Genomic DNA, 16,735 nt, shown 5'->3' on the forward strand with positions numbered 1-16,735 from the left:
ACAGCGGGAAAACCCAGGCGTCGGCGCGCGCGCCGGGCGCGTTCAATGCACGCCCTTCAGGAGACCCCACACATGCACCTTCGCTTGCTTCCTCTTGCCCTGGCCCTGCTGGCCGGTGCCGCTCAGGCCGATCTGCTCAAGGACCCGCAATGGCAGGCCTGGCTGGACGCCGGCAAGTCCGGCGATCTGGCCCGTGCCGCCCAGGCACGCTTCAAGACCCAACCCGACGACGACCAGGCCGCCGTGGCGCTGGCGCTGGCGGCGGTGGAAGACAATGACGGCGCCCGCCTTGAAGCCGCGCTGCCGGCGCTGCAAGCCTGCACCGAGAAGCGCCCGCAGGCCGTCTGCAGCTACGCGCTGGGCCGCGTCTACGGCCAGCAGGCCATGACGGCCAGCGTTTTCAAGATGCCGGGCCTGGCGAGCAAGACCAAGGAGCAGTTCGCCAAGGCTGTCGAGCTGGACCCGCTGCTCTTCGAGGCGCGCAGCGGCCTGACCCAGTTCTACCTGATGGCGCCGGGCTTTGCCGGCGGCAGCGTGCCCAAGGCCAAGGAGTTGGCCGCCGAGGTGCAGCCGCGCCAGCCCGAGCATGCCAAGGTGCTGCGCGCCATGCTTGCGATGAACGACAAGGACTGGGCCGGCGCCGAGCGCGAGCTGGCAAGCGCCAGGGCGGGCGAAGACCATACTGTGGCACGCGAGCTGCGCGGGCAGTGGACGCGTCTCGGGTTCGAGTTCATGGAACAGAAGAACCTGCCCAAGGCCCGTGGCATCTTTGAGGCGCTGCAGCGCGACTATCCCGGCCACGCCGCCGGCCCTTACGGCCTGGGCCGTGTGCTGACCGAGCTGGGCCAGCCTGACGAGGCCGTGAAGTCGCTGGAGCGGGCCCGCCCGCTGGAAGGCGCGGAGCGCATGCCCATCGACCACCGGTTGGGCCAGGCCCTGCTGGCCAAGGGCGACAAGGCAGCCGCGAAGACGGCACTGGAGCGCTTTGTGCAGAACAAGCGCGCCAACCCGCGCAACATCGAGGAAGCCAGAAAGCTGCTGGCCGGGATCGCTTGACGGCCGCAGGGCGGCGGAGGAGGGCGCTCGCTATGATGCGCGCCGCTTCCGCTTCCTTCTGAGCCATGCTGGTTCATCCCCGGTTCAATCCCATTGCCATCGAGATCGGCCCCCTGGCCGTGCATTGGTACGGCATCACCTACCTGATCGCCTTCGGGCTCTTCCTGTGGCTGGCGTCCAGGCGTGTGCGGCTGCCCCAGCACGTCGCCGTGGGCTGGACCAAGCAGGACGTCGACGACGTGCTGTTCTACGGGGTGCTGGGGGTCGTGCTCGGCGGGCGGCTGGGCTACTGCCTGTTCTACAAGCCCGACTACTACGTGGACCACCTGATGGAGGTGTTCGCCGTCTGGAAGGGCGGTATGTCCTTCCACGGCGGGCTGCTGGGCGTCCTGCTGGGCCTGTGGCTGTTTGGGCGCCAGCGCCAGCGCGGCTTCTTCGAGGTTTCGGACCTGATCGCGCCCTGTGTGCCGACCGGCATCATGGCAGTGCGATTGGGCAACTTCATCAACGGCGAGCTCTGGGGGCGGCCGGCGCCGGCCGACCTGCCCTGGGCCATGATCTTTCCCCAGGCCAACGACGGCGGCATCGCACGCCACCCTTCGCAGCTCTACCAGGCTGCCGGCGAGGGCCTGCTGCTATTCATCATCCTGTGGTTCTACGCCCGCAACCCGCGTGCGACCGGCCAGATTTCAGGCGTCTTCATGATGGGCTATGGCGCGCTGCGCTTCGTGGCCGAGTATTTTCGCGAGCCCGATGACTTCCTCGGCCTGCGCGCGCTGAGCTGGAGCCAGGGCCAGTGGTTGAGCCTGCCGATGATCCTGGCCGGGCTTGTCATCTTTGCCTGGGCCACGAAACGCGACCGGAGGCCGGCATGAGGCAGATCTTCTTCGACACCGAAACTACCGGCCTGGAGGCCGACAAGGGCGACCGCATCATCGAGGTCGGCTGCGTCGAGATGGTCAACCGCCAGCTCACCGGCAACAACCTTCACCTCTACATCAACCCCGAGCGCGCCAGCCACGAGGACGCGCTCAAGGTGCATGGACTGACAGAGGCCTTCCTGTCGGACAAGCCCAAGTTCGCCGAGATCGTCGACCAACTGCTGGCCTTCCTCGCCGGCGCCGAGCTCGTCATCCACAACGCGCCCTTCGACATCGGCTTCATCAACGCCGAGCTCAAGCGCCTCAAGCGCGGCGTGCTGACCGACCATGTGGCCGGCGTGCGCGACACGCTGCTGATGGCGCGCGACCTCTTTCCCGGCAAGGCCAACTCACTGGACGCGTTGTGCCGTCGCCTGGAGGTGGACAACACCAAGCGCGTGCTGCACGGCGCGCTGCTGGACGCAGAACTGCTGGCCGACGTCTACATCCGCCTGACCCGCGGCCAGGACGCGCTGCTGATGGACGACCATGGCGACAAGTCCGGTGGCGACGGTCACGCAGCTTTCGAGGCGATGGACCTGAGCCGGTTCGAGCTGCCGGTCCTCCGCGCTAGTGAAGCCGAGAGCGCCGCCCACGTCCAGCTGCTGACAGAGCTGGACAAGGCCGCCGGCGGCGCTTGCAAATGGCGTTCCCTTGAGCCGGTTAAAGCCGTGGCATAATCGCGGGCTTCCCGGAAGTCGGATGCGTTTTTTCAGGGCGGTTAGCTCAGCGGTAGAGCACTGCCTTCACACGGCAGGGGTCGCAGGTTCGAACCCTGCACCGCCCACCAACCTTTTTGGTGAACCTGAAAACGCAACGCCAGAATCCGGGCGGTTAGCTCAGCGGTAGAGCACTGCCTTCACACGGCAGGGGTCGCAGGTTCGAACCCTGCACCGCCCACCAGTCGAAAAGCCCCTGCAGATCAGCGATCCGCAGGGGCTTCTTGCTTGTGCGGTGAGCCCGAGAATCCGAGCGCTGGAATTTCCCCGCGACACCACCCGATCACCGTGAGCAAGGGCAACAAATCCTATCTGCCCAGCAAGCCCTGCCAGGCCTGCGGCCGGCCGATGGCCTGGCGCAAGGCCTGGGCGCGCAACTGGGACGACGTGAAGTACTGCAGCGAGCGCTGCCGGCGCCACAGGCCGGGGCCGGGGCGCGCCGATGGCTGAAAGACTGCGCCATCTGGTGCTGGTGCTCGGCGATCAGCTGGACCTTGCTGCTGCCGCCTTTGATGGCTTCGACCCGGACCTCGATGCCGGCTGGATGGCCGAAGTGACCGAGGAGTCCACCCACGTCTGGAGCAGTCAGCCGCGCATTGCTGTCTTCCTCGCGGCCATGCGGCACTTCGCTGCAAGCCTGCGGGCCGCAGGCCGGCCGCTGCATTACCGCCGCCTCGACGATCCGGCCACGCGCGAGAGCCTGGCCGCGCAACTGCGCGCCGACCTGGACAAGCTGCGGCCGAGCCGCCTCGTGTTGACGCGGCCCGGCGACTGGCGCGTCCTACAGGCTCTGCAGGGAGTGGCCAGCGAGGCCGGCCTGCCGCTAGAGATCAGGGAGGACCGGCATTTCTACACCTCGCCCCAGGAGTTCGCCGCCCATGCGCGTGGGCGCAAGGGCCTGCGCATGGAGTACTTCTATCGCGAGCTGCGCCAGCGCTTCGGCGTGCTCATGGACGGTGGCAGGCCTTTGGGCGGCGAATGGAACTACGACGCTGACAACCGCGAGGCCTTCGGCCCTGACGGCCCCGGCTTCGATCTGCCACAGCCACCGCGCTTCGAGCCCGATGCCCTTACACGCGAGGTTATCGCGCTGGTCCGCGAGCGCTTTGCCGACCATCCTGGGCGGCTTGACGGCTTCGCCTGGCCGCTGACTCGACCTCAGGCCCTGCAGGCGCTGGCCACCTTCATTCGTGAGCGGCTGCCGCTCTTTGGCCCTTACCAGGATGCCGTCTGGCCGGGCGAGCCCTGGCTGTATCACGCCCAACTCTCGGCCGCGCTCAACCTCAAGCTGCTGACGCCGCAGGAGGTGGTAGCCGCCGCCGAGGCCGAGGTGCGTGCAGGCCGGGTTCCCATCGCCAGCGGCGAGGGTTTCATCCGTCAGATCCTGGGCTGGCGCGAGTATGTGCGCGGCATCTATTGGACGCGCATGCCCTCCTACGCCGACGGCAACGCGCTGGGTGCCCACCATGATCTGCCGCCTTGGTATTGGACGGGCGACACCGACATGGCCTGTCTGAGCGACGCCATCTCGCAGACGCTCGCCCATGGCTACGCTCACCACATTCAGCGCCTGATGGTGACGGGCCTGTTCGCGCTGCTCTACGGCGTGGAGCCAGCCCAGGTGCACGCCTGGTACCTGAGCGTCTACGTGGACGCCGTGGAGTGGGTGGAGCTGCCCAACACCCTGGGAATGAGCCAGTACGCCGACGGCGGCCTCATGGCGAGCAAGCCCTACATCGCCAGCGGCAAGTACATCGCGCGCCAGAGTCCACTGTGCAGCACGTGTCGCTACCGGCCGGAGGAACGGGTCGGCGAGCGTGCCTGCCCGTTCACGACGCTTTACTGGGACTTCCTGATGCGCCACGAAGCACGATTCGCCGACCATCCGCGCCTGGCGCTGCAGGTGCGTGGCCTGGCCCGCGTGGATGAAGCTGAGCGCGAACGCATCCGGGCCCGGGCCGAACTGATCCGGGGCGGCGGCTGTCGATGAGGCGCAAGCATCATCGATGGCGTTGGCGGCGTGAGCTTGGCCTAAACGAGCTGTTGCAGGACCCAGGCCACCAGCCCATCCGGGCTGCGGAACTCATCCGCTGAGCGGGCCGGTATGCCGGGGTGCCGCTCCCGCCACATCGCCGCCAGCGTGGCGCCCGGGCCCGGTTCCAGCACGCAGCGCACGCCGCGCTCGGCGATGGCGTCCATGCATTCGTCCCAACGCACGGTGCTGGCGATCTGACGGGCCAGGGCCGGGCCGAGTGCTGAAGGACTGCGACTGGCGGCGCCGCTGAAGTTGCAGACAACGGCGGCCCGCGCGGGCCGCAGCGCAAGGCTGGACAGGCGCTGCTCGAAGGCCGCGGCGGCCGGCGCCATCAGCGGCGTGTGCGACGCCACGCCGATGGGCAGACGCGTGCAGCGCAGGCCACTGGCGCTCCAGGCCGCGGCGGCCGCGTCCAGCAGCGCGACGGGGCCGCCCACGATGACGCGATCGGCGCCGATGCGGATGGCGATGTGCAGGCCCGCCGCGGCCTGCGCCAAGCGCAGCGCATGCGGCCCCTGCAAGGCCAGCAGCCCGCCGTCGCCGCTGGCGGCGCAGTCGTTCATCGCCTGAGCGCGGGCAGCGGCCAGGCCGAGGGCCGTGACGGCGTCAAACACGCCAGCGACCGAGAACGCCGCCAGCTCGCCCACGCTGTAGCCCGCCACCACGGCTGGCATCGGCAGCCGCGTGGCCACGGCCTGCCAGGTCGCGATGCCCAGCCCCGTCAGCAGGGCTTGGGCGACGGCGTTTGTATGCAGCCAGGCGGTGTCGGGCAAGCGATGGCGCCAGTCCGCCCCGATGTGTTCGCCCAGGATTTGCAGCGTGGCGGCAGCGGCCGGCTGATCATCCAGCCAGGGCAGCATCTGCGCGTGCTGGGCGCCCTGGCCGGGGAAGAGCAGGGCCAGGCTCATTCAGCCGATGCGGGCCAGCCAGCAGGCGGCGGCCAGCGTGTCGGCCGAGCCGCCGGGAGACAGCCGGCGGTTCACGAATCCGGCCCCGATGGATGCGGCCATGTCCAGGCCGCCCGGCGCGCCGGCACCGCCGCTGGCGAGGAAGTCGCGGGCGGCAGCCTGGGCCCAGCGCAGCCCCACCAGGCCGCCGCGGTGGGCTAGGTTGCTGTCGTCCAGCGCGGCGATGACGGTGAACAGCGTGTCCAGGCGGGCCGGCGCCGGCGCCAGGCCTCGGGCGAGTGCGCGGCGCAGCGCCGGCTCGGCGGTGTCGAACAGCGTCGGGAAACCGAGCGCGGCTTCGGTGGACGCGCTGCGCAGGTGCAGGCGCCGCGCCGCCATGCCGCCGGGCAGGGTGGAGGTGCGCAACGCCCGGACGCGCAAGGCCTCGCCCCAACGTGCGAGCAGGGCCTGCCGCAGCTCGGCCGGCGAGGCCCGCCGCCCGAGCGCACCGGCTGCCGCGCACAGCAGCCCGAGCATGAAGATGGCGCCGCGGTGGGTGTTGATGCCGCCGGTGGCCGCCAGCATGCGCGCCTCGGCGGCGATGCCGCAGCGCTCCAGCGCCTCGAAGGGCGCCCCTGCCGCCCCGAGTTCGGCGATGCGCACGAAGTAGCCGCGAAGCGCGAACAGGCTGCGCATGAAGGTGTGGGCATCCATGTCCGCATGGCTGCCGCGGTCGATCAGTGTGACGAGTCCGGGCTTGGGCGACAGGGCCAGTTCGTCGTGCAGGGCCAGCGTGGCGGCGCGGCCGATCTCATGCGCGGTCAGCGCGGGTGAGGCAGGGGCAAGGTGGGCGCTCATGCCGGCACCGCTGCGTGGGGCAGCAGGACATCCAGCCTCGTGATGGCGTCGGGCCCGTGCAGGCGCTTCACGAGCAGGGCGCGCGTGCGTCCCTCGCGCCAGGCCTGCCATTCGCGCCAGGCCACAGCGGTGTCGCCCGGGAACACGAGCTCGCCATCCAGCCGTGTCGAGGCGCTGAAGCCCGCCAGCGCGGCGGCGGCTTCGTCGGCCTGCTCGGCATCGGCCACGCCCAGCCAGACGTCCAGGTCCGAGCCAGGGCGCAGGTGGTCCATGCGGGTGAGGAACTGCCAGCCATGGCTGCCGTAGACGCGCGCCGTGCAGCCGCAGGCCTGCAGCGCCTGGACCAGGCTGCGCGCCGGGGCGCGGTCGGCCGCAGGCAGTTGGGCGGCCACACGCGCCAACCGCGGGAATTCGTCCAGGTAGAGCAGCTCGGCCAGCGGCAGCTGCAGCGCCAGGCGTCGGCGCTGCCAGCGGTTGGGGGCGCACAGGCCCAGCGCCACGTCCGGCATGGCGGGACCATCAGACTCGGGCTGGCGCGTGACGACCAGGGGCAGGCGGAGCTCGGCCCAGTGCCGCAGGCAGGCGCGGGCAGGGGTGTCCCAGTCGCGCGCCAGGACGCGCTGCCAGCCGGCCGGGGAGGGCCAGGCGACCTGGTGGCGGTGCAGCGGCGTCATGGCGCGTCAGGCCGCGTCCAGCACCTGCTGGATAACGCCGGCCGCCAGCTTGCGGCCTCCGCGGGCGGTGCCGTCCCGGGCACGGCAGTCGTCGGTGGGTGCGCTGGCCAGCGCCTCGCGCAGCGCCTGGGCCAGGTCGCCCTGCCAGAGTTGCCGCACGCCGCCCATCGCGACGTAGTTGCCCACGCCCGGCGCGAACACCGGGTTGGATACGGACAACTCGGCCAGCATGGCCTCGGGCAGCTTGGTGACGCGCGCCATGGCCGGCAGCCGCATGACGCGGATCTCGGCCTCGGGCAGCGCGTCACAGGCGTCGGCGATGAGCCCGGAGGTGATGAAGCCGCCGGACAGCGCCTGGTCGTACACCAGGCCCAGCACGCGGTGGCCGCGGCGGCGGGCCAGGTCGATGCACATCCCCAGGTGCGCCATCGCGCGGTTGATGCCCAGCAGCTCGTCGCGGCGGCGCAGCTGCTGGCCTTGGGTGTCGATGAGCAAGAGGATGGCGCGGCCGGGGTGGCGGGCCATCGTGTCCAGCACCGCGCGGGCCTGCTGCAGCGCCAGCAGCACGCCGATGGGGGCGTGGGCCGTGGTGCCGATGACGGTGATGGGCTCGCCGTCGAACGTCACTTCGCCGTGCAGGAAATCGCCGTTGCGGGTGATGCCGTGGCCGGCGCCGAACAGTTGGGTGGTGAGGGTCTGCCAGTCCATCAGTGCGCTCCCAGGGCGAGCACGCCGGCCACGTCGAGATCGGGCACGCGGCCAGGCTCGGCCACGCCGATCGTGGCCCACAGCGCGGTGGCTTCGGCACCTTCGAAGGCGAGGCGGGCAGTGAGCCGTGCGTGCTCGGCTTCCAGCAGCGCCAGCGTGACGGGCCGGGCGGCGTCCAGCGCAGCGATGGCGGCGGCGCGGAAAGCGGTCACGTCGTCTTCCACCAGCACGTCAGCGTCGCCGGTCAGCCAGCGGTGCTTGCCGCCGGTGGTGCGCCACACCAGCGCGCGGTCACGCGAGTCGAATTCCTCCACGCCGTGCGAGGCCTCGATGACCTCGGGGCCGGACATGGCCAGCCGCCCGATGTCGCTCATGACGATGTGGTCCGCGCAGCGCGCCACGATGCCCATGCCGCCGAAGCAGCCGCCCGTGCCACCGATGAGCACGATGACCGGAATGCCGGCTGCGCGCGCGTCCAGCAGCGCGCGCATCACTTCGGACACGGCGATCAGCCCGGCGTTGGCCTCGTGCAGCCGCACGCCGCCGGACTCGGCCAGCAGCAGCACCGCGTTGGGCCGGTCACGCAGCGCGCGCCGCAGCAGGCCCACGAGCTTGGCGCCGTGGACCTCGCCCACGCCGCCGCCCATGAACTGGCCTTCCTGTGCGGCAACGAAGACCGGGCGGCCGGCCAGCGTGGCGCGGCCGATGGCCACGCCGTCGTCGAACGACGAGGGCACGCCCAGCTGCGCGAGGTGCGGGCTGGTGAGTTTGAGCGCGGGCGGCAACCACTCGTGGAAGCTGCCTTCGTCAACGAGCAGCGCCAGGCGCTCGCGGGCCGAGCATTCGGCGTAGGAAATCATGGCTGCAGCTCCTGCGCGGCCTGGTCCAGCCGCAGGCTGACAACGGCGGGCGTGGCGCCCATGTCGTGGATGGAGACCTGCACGCCGGCCAGCGCGTGGCGGGTGTGGAAGTCGCGCACCACAGCGGCCCAGATGGCGCCGAAGCCGCGGGCCGAGGTTTCGACGTGGATGTGGCAGTCACTGCCGGGCGCGGGCTCCAGCAGCACCTCCAGGTTGCCCGAGCCGACCACGCCGACTAGCACCGGTGTGAAGGCGCCGGCCGGGCGGGTGCCGGTGAAGCGGTAGTCCAGGGTTTCGAGACCGGGTTGGGTCATGTCGGGCCTCACCAGTTGCGGAAGCGCTTCGGGGGCGCGTACAGGCCGCCGGAGGCGCGCACGAGGTCGCGCATGCTGCGGGCAGCCAGCAGGTTGCGGGTGGCTTCGCGTGGGGCTATGCCGAGGTCGCTAGGCCGCTTGATGACGCCGCGGTCGCGCAGGTTCTCCACCATCGCTTTGTCGCGTGCCAGGCCCACGGCCGTGTAGCCGGCCACTCCGCGGATAGCCTGCTCACGCTCCTCGTCGCTGCGGCACAGCAGCAGGTTGGCGATGCCTTCTTCGGTCAGCACGTGGCTCACGTCCTCGCCGTAGATCATGATGGGCGGCAGCGCCATGCCGGCCTGTTGCTGCAGCGTCCAGGCGTCCAGCGTCTCGACGAAGGCGGGCTGCATGTGCTCGCGGAAGGTTTCGACCATCTGCACGACGAGCTTTTGCCCGCGAGGCGTGCCGGCGGCACCTTGGCGGCCGGCACGTGCCTCGGCGCCGGCCTTGAGCCAGGCGTGGCTGGCGTGGCGGCGTCCGCGGGCGTCGGCCCCCATGTTGGGCGCGCCACCGAAGCCGGTGATGCGGCCCAGCGTGGCGGTGGAGCTGTTGCCCAGCAGGTCCATCTGCAGCGTGGAGCCGATGAACAGGTCGCAGGCGTAGTGGCCGGCGGCCTGGCAGAAGGCGCGGTTGCTGCGCAGGCTGCCATCGGCGCCGGTGAAGAACACGTCGCTGCGGGCTCGGATGTAGTCCTCCATGCCCAGCTCGGAGCCGAAGGAGTGCACGGATTCCACCCAGCCGGCTTCGATGGCGGGGATAAGGGCCGGGTGCGGGTTCAGCGCCCAGTGCTTGCAGATCTTGCCCTTGAGGCCCAGTTGCTCGCCGTAGGTCGGCAGCAGCAGCTCGATGGCGGCGGTGTCGAAGCCGATGCCGTGGTTGAGCCGCTGCACGCCGTATTCGGCGTAGATGCCCTTGATGGCCATCATGGCCATCAGCACCTGGATCTCGCTGATCTGCGCCGGGTCGCGGGTGAACAGCGGCTCGATGAGGTTGGGCTTGGGGGCGGGGATGACGAAGTCCACCCAGTCGGCCGGGATGTCGATGCGGGGCAGGGTGTCGACCACCTCGTTGACCTGGGCGATGACGAGGCCGCCCGAGAAGGCCGTGGCCTCGACGATGGCGGGCGTGTCCTCGGTGTTGGGGCCGGTGTAGAGGTTGCCGTGCCGGTCGGCCGCGTGGGCGGCCACCAGGGCCACCTTGGGTGTGAGGTCGACGAAGTAGCGGGCGAAGAGTTCCAGGTAGGTGTGGATGGCGCCGATCTCGATGCCGCCCGTGCTCACCAGCTTGGCCAGCCGCGCGCCCTGCGGGCCGGAGAAGGAGAAGTCCAGCCGCTTGGCAATGCCGCTCTCGAACACGTCCAGGTGCTCGGGCAGCGCCAGCACTGACTGCACCATGTGCAGGTCGTGCACTCGCGCCGGGTCCACCTGCGTGAGCGCCTGGGCGAGGAAGTCGGCCTGCTTCTGGTTGTTGCCTTCCAGGCAGACGCGGTCGCCGGGCTGCAGCACAGCTTCCAGCAGCGGCACGGCGGCGTCGGTGGCCACGAGGCGGCCTTGCAGCCGCGCGCCGAGCGCTTCGGCCGCGCGGGCCAGACGCTCGCGGCGCTGGCGGTCGCGCAGGTTCCAGGCGGGGGCGTTCATGGCGGCTTCCTCAATGCTTGACGATGGCGCCCATGACCATGTCGGGCAAACCGGTTGCAATGCCCGGGAAGATGCAGATCAGCAGCACCGCCAACAGCATCAGCACGACGAACGGCAGCACGCCCCAGATGATGTCGCGCAGCTCGATGTCGGGCGCGATGTTCTTGATGACGAAGATGTTCAGCCCCACCGGCGGGTGGATGAGGCCGGTCTCCATGACGATGGTCATCAGGATGCCGAACCAGATCAGGTCGAAGCCCGCGGCTTTCAGCGGCGGCAGGATGATGGGCGCGGTCATCAGGATGATGCTGACCGGCGGCAGGAAGAAGCCCAGCAGGATGACCATCAGCAGCACCGCGGCCAGCAGCACCCACTTGGACAGCTGCATGCCAACGATCCACTCCGCCGCCGCCTGGCTGATGTGCAGATAGCTCATCACGTAGGAGAACAGCAGCGACATGCCGATGATGAACATCAGCATGGTCGACTCCTTCAGCGTTGACGTGAGGATGGGCGCCACGTCCTTCGGGCGCCACACGCCGTAGATCGTGGCGATCAGCAGCAGCGCGAGCAGCGCGCCCAGGCCGGCCGTCTCGGACGGTGTGGCAAAGCCACCGTACAGCGCCACCATGACGCCGATCAGCAGCAGCACGAAGGGCACGACGCGCGGCAGCATCTCGAACTTCTCGCGGGTGGTGAAGGTCTCCCGCGCCAGCAGCGCCGAGGCAGCGCCGCTGCGCTTGAACTCGGCCTCGGCCAGCGCGTGCTCCTTGCGGTAGCGCAGCGCGGCGTAGACGGCGAACAGCACCACCAGCAGCACGCCCGGGAAGATGCCGGCCAGGAAGAGGCGCCCCAGCGACTGCTCGGCCGCCACCGCGTACAGGATCATCGTGATGGACGGCGGCAGCAGGATGCCCAGCGTGCCGCCGGCCGCGATGATGCCGGCCGCAAAGCCGGGCGAGTAGCCGCGCTTGCGCATCTCCGGGATGCCGGCGCTGCCGATGGCCGAGCAGGTGGCCGGGCTGGAGCCGGCCATGGCCGCGAACAGCGCGCAGGCGAACACGTTGGCGATGCCCAGGCCGCCGGGGATGCGGCCCATCCACACGTGCATGGCTGCGTACAGGTCCTGCCCCGCGCGGGACTTGCCGATGGCCGCCCCCTTCAGGATGAACAGCGGGATGGAGAGCAGCGTGATGCTGGCCATCTCCTCGTAGACGTTCTGCGTGACCGTGTCCAGCGCGGACGCCGGCATGAAGAAGGCCATGAACAGCGTGGCGACGCTCCCCAGCGCGAAGGCGATGGGCGCGCCGGAGAACATGAACAGCAGCGTGACGATGCCGAACAGGGCGCCGAGGGCGAGCATGCTCATCGAGCACCTCCTTGGGTGGGGTTGAACAGGCCGTTGACGCGGGCGACGAACTGCACCAGCAGCTGCAGGCTCAGCAGCGTCATGCCGGCGGCCATCAGGCCGTAGGGAATCCACAGCGGCGGCGCCCAGGAGGACGAGGTGGTCTGGCCTTCCGCCCAGGCCTCATGGAACAGCGTCCAGCTTTTCCAGGCGAAGAAGCTGCAGAACGCGGTGCACATCAGATCCACCAGCGTCAGACGCAACTGGTTCAGCGAGCGCGGCAGCAGACCGGCAATGGCCTCGATGCCCACATGGCCGCGCAGCTGCTGCACGAAGGCGCCGCACATGAAGGTGGCGCCCACGAGCAGGAACACGGCGGCCTCGTCCTGCCAGTCGGTGGAGGCCTTCATCACGTAACGCGAGACGACGCTGTAGGTCAGCACACAGGAGGCCACGAGTAGGGCCAGCATGCCAAAGACCACCATGGCGCGGTTGAGGAAGTCCAGGCCTTTTGCCAGCGGCAGCAGGATCTTGGGCGTGTGCGGGTCTATACCGGCTACCGCGGTGCCGGTTTCAAAGCCGTGACTCATGGCAACTCAGAGCAGCTTTTGCGCGGCCTTGAGGATGGCGGCGCAGGACTCGTTCTTCTCGCCGAAGTCCTTCCAGGCGGTGTCGCGGGCGATGGCCTGCCACTTCTTCAGCGTGGGCTCGTCCATGTCGTAGACCTTGGCGCCGGCCTTGGCGTAGATCTCGGCGGCGGCCTTGTCGTCGGCCTTGGCGGCCTCCATGGCGAAGGCCTCCATCTCGGCGCCCACGGCCATGACGATGTCCTGCTGGGCTTTGGGCAGCTTGTTGAAGACCTCCTTGGAGATCATCAGCGGCTCGAACATGAACCAGTAGGTGCGCTGGCGGCCCGAGGTCAGGTGCTTGGCGATCTCCTCCAGCTTGAAGGAGATGAAGCTGGTGGAGGACGTCATGGCCGCGTCCATTGCGCCGGTCTGCATGGCGGCGTAGATCTCGTTGGACGGCAGCGTGATGACCGAGGCGCCGGCAGTCTTCAGCATCATGTCCATCTCGCGGCTGCCGCCGCGCACCTTCAGGCCTTTGGCGTCGTCCGGCGTCACCAGCGGGCGGGCGCGGCTGGCCACGCCGCCGGCCTGCCAGACCCAGCTGACGATCATCACGCCCTTGTCATCCAGCACCTTGGACAGCAGCTTGCCCACCTCGGCCGTCTTCCAGGCCGCGCCCTGCTCATAGCTGGGCACCAGGGCGGGCATGAGGCCGGCGTTGGTCTCGGCGACCTCGCCGCCGGCGTAGGACAGCGGCACCAGGCTCATGTCCAGCGCGCCCTTGCGCAGCGCCGAGAACTGGGCATTGGTCTTCATCAGCGACGAGCCGGGGTAGACCGAGGCCTTCAGCGCGCCGCTGCTGCGCTTCTCCACCTCGGCGGCGAACCTGCGGCACAGGCGGTCGCGGAAGTCGCCCTCGGTGAGCGAGCCGCTCGGAAACTGGTGCGAGATCTTCAGCGTGCCGGCCTGGGCGTGTGCGGCGGGCAGGCAGGCGGTGGCAGCGGTGGCGGCCATCCACTGGCGGCGGGTGAGGTTCATGGCTTGTCTCCAGGTTCCGCCTGTTCGTGGCGGTATGCGGCCGCAGTGTGGGAGCGGCGCCTGGGACGGTCAATCAACCTCGGCCAAAGACCATTACGCTGGCTGCAACGGTCGTGGGTTAACCCTGGGATGCCTGAAGCTCGGCCGAGTGGCTGCGGCAGGCGGCCAGCAGCGACAGCAGGTTGGGGTCGCGCTCGCGGGTGCGGAGGAAGCACACGCTGATCTTCTGGCGCATCTGGTAGCGCGGCTGCAGCGGCACCAGGCAGACGTTGCGCGGCAGCACGCCGCGGATGCGCCCCGGCAACAGCGTGCAGCCGATGCCGCCGCCCACCAGATTCATCAGCGAGAAGATGTCATTCGTCGTCATCGCGATGTTGGGCTCGAAGCCCGCCACGCGGAACGCGTCCAGGAAGCGGTCGTGCGTGACATAGCCCTCGTTGAGCGACACGAAGCGCTCGTCCGCGCAGGCGCCGAGGTCGATCTCGGCCTGGTGGGCGTAGGGCGAGTCGACGGGCGCGGCGAAGAAGATCTCGTCCTCGAACAGCAACTGAGACTCGACGTCGGCCGCGCCCTCGGGGAAGCCCATGACGGTGGCGTCCAGCACGCCCTCGCGCAGCTTGCGCAGCAGCTCGCTGTTGGAGCCCAGCACCAGCTCGGTCTGGATGTCGGGCTTGCGCAGGCGCAGCGCCATGATGAGGGCCGGCACCGTGCCGCTGGTCAGCGAGTACAGCGAGCCGATGCGGATGCGGTCGGCCGCGTAGCCGGCGATCTCGCGCGTGGCGCGGATGCCGCGGGCCATGGTCTGCAACACCTCGCGCGCAACGTCCGCCAGCGCGTGGGCCGCGTCGTTGGGCTGCAGGTTGCGGCCTTCGAGGCGGAAAAGGCTGCAGCGCGTGCCCGTCTCCAGCGAATGCAGCGCGCGGTGCACGCTGACCGCGCTGACACCCAGCCGCTCAGCCGCGCGCGCGAGGCTGCCGCTCTCCATGAAGGCGAGCAGGATCTCGAGCTTGCGGAAGGTGATCTCTTCGTCGATGCGGTGCAGCATGGGCCGGCATCCTAGCCCCGGCCCGGCACGTCGTCAGATGTGCGCTGCCGCCAGCCCGCCCAGCACCAGGCCCACGCCGCCGGCGGCGATGGTGGCCCACTCCATCCAGCGGCGCTTGGTCAGCAGCGCGATGGCGGCCAGCGCGATGGACACCTGCAGCGCCGTCGTCGCCTGGGCCCAGCGGTGATGCATGTGCAGCTGCGCCTCGCTCTTCTCGTCGAAATGCTTGGACTCCTCCTCCAGCTTCTCGGCGGCGACCTTGATCTCGGCCTTTTCCTTCTCGTAGCGGGCCACCTTGTCGCGGTACTTGGCCTTGGCTTCTTCGCTGGGGCTCAGTTCCAGCGCCAGCTCGGCCAGGTTCTGCTTGCTGCTCTTGGACTGGTAGTAGTTCCACTGGTTACCGGCCTCGGTCTTCTTGATGGCCGCGTCGTTCTTCAGGATGCCGGCATTGGCCTGCGTGGCGCCGCCCATGTAGGAGAAGAAGGCGCCCAGCGTGGCCAGGATGGCCGTGATGACGGCCAGCTGGCCGGCGAAGCCCTTGGGCTCGTGTTGGGCCGCGTGCTCCAGCTCGTGCTCGTGCGGGCCGTGGACGTGAAAGCCGTGTCCGGACATGGGTTACTCCTTGCGAACGTAGTCAACAAAATCGAAACGAAGCTCGCCCGCACCGTCGTGCGACTCGCGGCGGGCCTCGGTGAAGAGCTCTCGCGGCCAGGCCGGGAAATGCCGGTCCGCATCGGGGAAGACGAGATCTACCTCGGTCAGCGCCAGCTCGTCAGCGAGCGGCAAGGCCAGGGCATAGATCTCGCCGCCGCCGATGACGCAGACCTCGGGCTCGGCTGCGCAGGCGGCAAGAGCTGCGTCCAGGCTGCCGAACACCTCGGCGCCCGGCAGCGCCACAGCGCTGCGGCTGACGACCAGATTGCGCCGCCCGGGCAGCGGGCGGAACCTGGCCGGGATCGATTCCCAGGTCTTGCGGCCCATGACGACGGGCTTCGCCCAAGTCAGCGCCCTGAAGCGCGCCATGTCCTCGGGGATGCGCCACAGCAGCGCGTTGTCGCGCCCGATGGCGCCGTCCTTCGCAACCGCTGCAACCAGGACGATCTTGCTCATACGGCCACCGGCGCCTTGATCGCCGGATGCGGGTCGTAGCCGCTCAGCTCGAAGTCCTCGAACTCGTAGTCGAAGATCGATGCTGGCCGGCGCCTGATCGTCATCGTCGGGTAGGCGCGCGGCTCGCGGGCGAGCTGGGTCTGCACCTGCTCCACGTGGTTGTCGTAGATGTGGCAGTCGCCGCCGGTCCAGATGAAGTCGCCCAGCGCCAGATCGCACTGCTGGGCCAGCATCATCGTCAGCAGCGCATAGCTGGCGATGTTGAAGGGCACGCCCAGGAAGATGTCGGCGCTACGCTGGTAGAGCTGGCAGCTCAGTTTCCCGTCGGCCACGTAGAACTGGAAGAACGCATGGCAGGGCATCAGCGCCATCTGTGGCAGGTCGGCCACGTTCCAGGCGCTGACGATGATGCGGCGGCTGTCAGGGTTGGTCTTCAGCGTCTTCACCACGTCGGCGATCTGGTCGATGTGGCCGCCGTCCGGCGTCGGCCAGTTGCGCCACTGCACGCCGTAGACCGGCCCAAGATCGCCATCTTCCCGCGCCCACTCGTTCCAGATCGTCACGCCGCGCTCCTGCAGCCACTTCACGTTGCTGTCGCCGCGCAGGAACCACAGCAGCTCCAGGATGATGGACTTCAGGTGCACCTTCTTCGTCGTCACCAGCGGAAATCCAGCGGCGAGGTCGAAGCGCATCTGGTGGCCGAACACGCTGCGCGTGCCCGTACCGGTGCGATCGCTCTTGCGCACGCCATGCTCGTAGACATGGCGCATGAAGTCTTCGTATTGCTGGGGTGGCGTGGTCATGAGCCTATTTTCGCAGGGTGGGGAACGACGGCTTTCGTTTAGGTTTGTTCGACACCTGCCCGCGCGGCAAGCTAATGGCGCGAACGACGCCGAGTAGAGGGCAGGTGTTGGA

Annotated in this window: 19 protein-coding genes and 2 tRNA genes; 7 read left to right on the forward strand and 14 right to left on the reverse strand. The window is 69.3% G+C overall.

Going from position 1 to position 16,735, the window contains the following annotated elements; genetic code table 11:
• The first annotated feature begins 72 nt into the window (after window positions 1-72).
• From AC07VX_RS16540 to AC07VX_RS16570, 7 genes are all read left to right on the forward strand, one after another.
• Window positions 73-1,056 (forward strand): tetratricopeptide repeat protein, encoded by a 984-nt coding sequence (locus tag AC07VX_RS16540; RefSeq protein WP_493167342.1) that lies wholly within the window; start codon window positions 73-75, stop codon window positions 1,054-1,056.
• 65 nt (window positions 1,057-1,121) lie between these two features.
• On the forward strand, window positions 1,122-1,931 hold the full coding sequence (gene lgt, locus AC07VX_RS16545) for a prolipoprotein diacylglyceryl transferase (RefSeq protein WP_493167341.1): 810 nt from the start codon (window positions 1,122-1,124) through the stop codon (window positions 1,929-1,931).
• On the forward strand, window positions 1,928-2,656 hold the full coding sequence (gene dnaQ / locus AC07VX_RS16550) for a DNA polymerase III subunit epsilon (RefSeq protein ID WP_493167340.1): 729 nt from the start codon (window positions 1,928-1,930) through the stop codon (window positions 2,654-2,656). The genes lgt and dnaQ overlap by 4 nt, the downstream gene beginning before the upstream one ends.
• 35 nt (window positions 2,657-2,691) lie before the next feature.
• Window positions 2,692-2,766: transfer RNA gene (locus AC07VX_RS16555), tRNA-Val, on the forward strand.
• 38 nt (window positions 2,767-2,804) lie between these two features.
• Window positions 2,805-2,879, forward strand: a tRNA-Val gene (locus tag AC07VX_RS16560).
• A 104-nt stretch (window positions 2,880-2,983) separates the two neighbouring features.
• Window positions 2,984-3,145, forward strand: coding sequence for a DUF2256 domain-containing protein (locus AC07VX_RS16565; RefSeq protein ID WP_493167339.1), 162 nt, complete (start codon window positions 2,984-2,986; stop codon window positions 3,143-3,145).
• The gene (locus tag AC07VX_RS16570; RefSeq protein WP_493167338.1) at window positions 3,138-4,685 is read left to right on the forward strand and encodes a cryptochrome/photolyase family protein; all 1,548 of its coding nucleotides are present in this window, start codon (window positions 3,138-3,140) and stop codon (window positions 4,683-4,685) included. Before AC07VX_RS16565 ends, AC07VX_RS16570 begins: the two co-directional genes overlap by 8 nt.
• Before the next feature lie 41 nt (window positions 4,686-4,726).
• Here the strand turns inward: AC07VX_RS16570 and AC07VX_RS16575 are convergent, their stop codons facing one another.
• From AC07VX_RS16575 to AC07VX_RS16640, 14 genes are all read right to left on the reverse strand, one after another.
• Window positions 4,727-5,638: an ACP S-malonyltransferase gene (locus AC07VX_RS16575; RefSeq protein ID WP_493167337.1), complete on the reverse strand. Its 912-nt coding sequence runs from the start codon at window positions 5,636-5,638 to the stop codon at window positions 4,727-4,729.
• Window positions 5,639-6,475: a triphosphoribosyl-dephospho-CoA synthase gene (locus tag AC07VX_RS16580; RefSeq protein ID WP_493167336.1), complete on the reverse strand. Its 837-nt coding sequence runs from the start codon at window positions 6,473-6,475 to the stop codon at window positions 5,639-5,641. It abuts the gene before it with no gap.
• A complete protein-coding gene (mdcG, locus tag AC07VX_RS16585) occupies window positions 6,472-7,149 on the reverse strand; it encodes a malonate decarboxylase holo-[acyl-carrier-protein] synthase (protein WP_493167335.1) in 678 nt (225 codons plus the stop codon). The genes AC07VX_RS16580 and mdcG overlap by 4 nt, the downstream gene beginning before the upstream one ends.
• Before the next feature lie 6 nt (window positions 7,150-7,155).
• Window positions 7,156-7,857 carry a biotin-independent malonate decarboxylase subunit gamma gene (locus AC07VX_RS16590; RefSeq protein WP_493167334.1) on the reverse strand — a complete coding sequence of 234 codons (702 nt, stop codon included), beginning with the start codon at window positions 7,855-7,857 and terminating at the stop codon, window positions 7,156-7,158.
• Window positions 7,857-8,717, reverse strand: a complete 861-nt coding sequence (locus AC07VX_RS16595) for a biotin-independent malonate decarboxylase subunit beta (RefSeq protein WP_493167333.1) — start codon at window positions 8,715-8,717, stop codon at window positions 7,857-7,859. The genes AC07VX_RS16590 and AC07VX_RS16595 overlap by 1 nt, the downstream gene beginning before the upstream one ends.
• Window positions 8,714-9,031, reverse strand: coding sequence for a malonate decarboxylase acyl carrier protein (mdcC, locus tag AC07VX_RS16600; RefSeq protein ID WP_493167332.1), 318 nt, complete (start codon window positions 9,029-9,031; stop codon window positions 8,714-8,716). The genes AC07VX_RS16595 and mdcC overlap by 4 nt, the downstream gene beginning before the upstream one ends.
• 8 nt (window positions 9,032-9,039) lie before the next feature.
• A complete protein-coding gene (gene mdcA, locus AC07VX_RS16605; protein WP_493167331.1) occupies window positions 9,040-10,710 on the reverse strand; it encodes a malonate decarboxylase subunit alpha in 1,671 nt (556 codons plus the stop codon).
• A 10-nt stretch (window positions 10,711-10,720) separates the two neighbouring features.
• Window positions 10,721-12,079: a TRAP transporter large permease gene (locus AC07VX_RS16610; RefSeq protein ID WP_493167330.1), complete on the reverse strand. Its 1,359-nt coding sequence runs from the start codon at window positions 12,077-12,079 to the stop codon at window positions 10,721-10,723.
• A complete protein-coding gene (locus tag AC07VX_RS16615) occupies window positions 12,076-12,648 on the reverse strand; it encodes a TRAP transporter small permease (protein WP_493167329.1) in 573 nt (190 codons plus the stop codon). Before AC07VX_RS16615 ends, AC07VX_RS16610 begins: the two co-directional genes overlap by 4 nt.
• Before the next feature lie 6 nt (window positions 12,649-12,654).
• Window positions 12,655-13,665 carry a TRAP transporter substrate-binding protein DctP gene (gene dctP, locus AC07VX_RS16620; RefSeq protein ID WP_493167328.1) on the reverse strand — a complete coding sequence of 337 codons (1,011 nt, stop codon included), beginning with the start codon at window positions 13,663-13,665 and terminating at the stop codon, window positions 12,655-12,657.
• Between the two features lie 118 nt (window positions 13,666-13,783).
• Window positions 13,784-14,710, reverse strand: coding sequence for a LysR substrate-binding domain-containing protein (locus AC07VX_RS16625; RefSeq protein WP_493167327.1), 927 nt, complete (start codon window positions 14,708-14,710; stop codon window positions 13,784-13,786).
• 33 nt (window positions 14,711-14,743) lie between these two features.
• Entirely contained in the window at window positions 14,744-15,322 is a 579-nt protein-coding gene (locus tag AC07VX_RS16630) for a DUF4337 domain-containing protein (RefSeq protein WP_493167326.1), read from the reverse strand.
• 3 nt (window positions 15,323-15,325) lie between these two features.
• Window positions 15,326-15,820: a dihydrofolate reductase gene (locus AC07VX_RS16635; protein ID WP_493167325.1), complete on the reverse strand. Its 495-nt coding sequence runs from the start codon at window positions 15,818-15,820 to the stop codon at window positions 15,326-15,328.
• Window positions 15,817-16,623, reverse strand: coding sequence for a thymidylate synthase (locus AC07VX_RS16640; RefSeq protein WP_493167324.1), 807 nt, complete (start codon window positions 16,621-16,623; stop codon window positions 15,817-15,819). The genes AC07VX_RS16635 and AC07VX_RS16640 overlap by 4 nt, the downstream gene beginning before the upstream one ends.
• Window positions 16,624-16,735 lie beyond the last annotated feature (112 nt).

The sequence above is a fragment of the Roseateles sp. GW821-FHT03B02 genome (genome assembly GCF_059421025.1).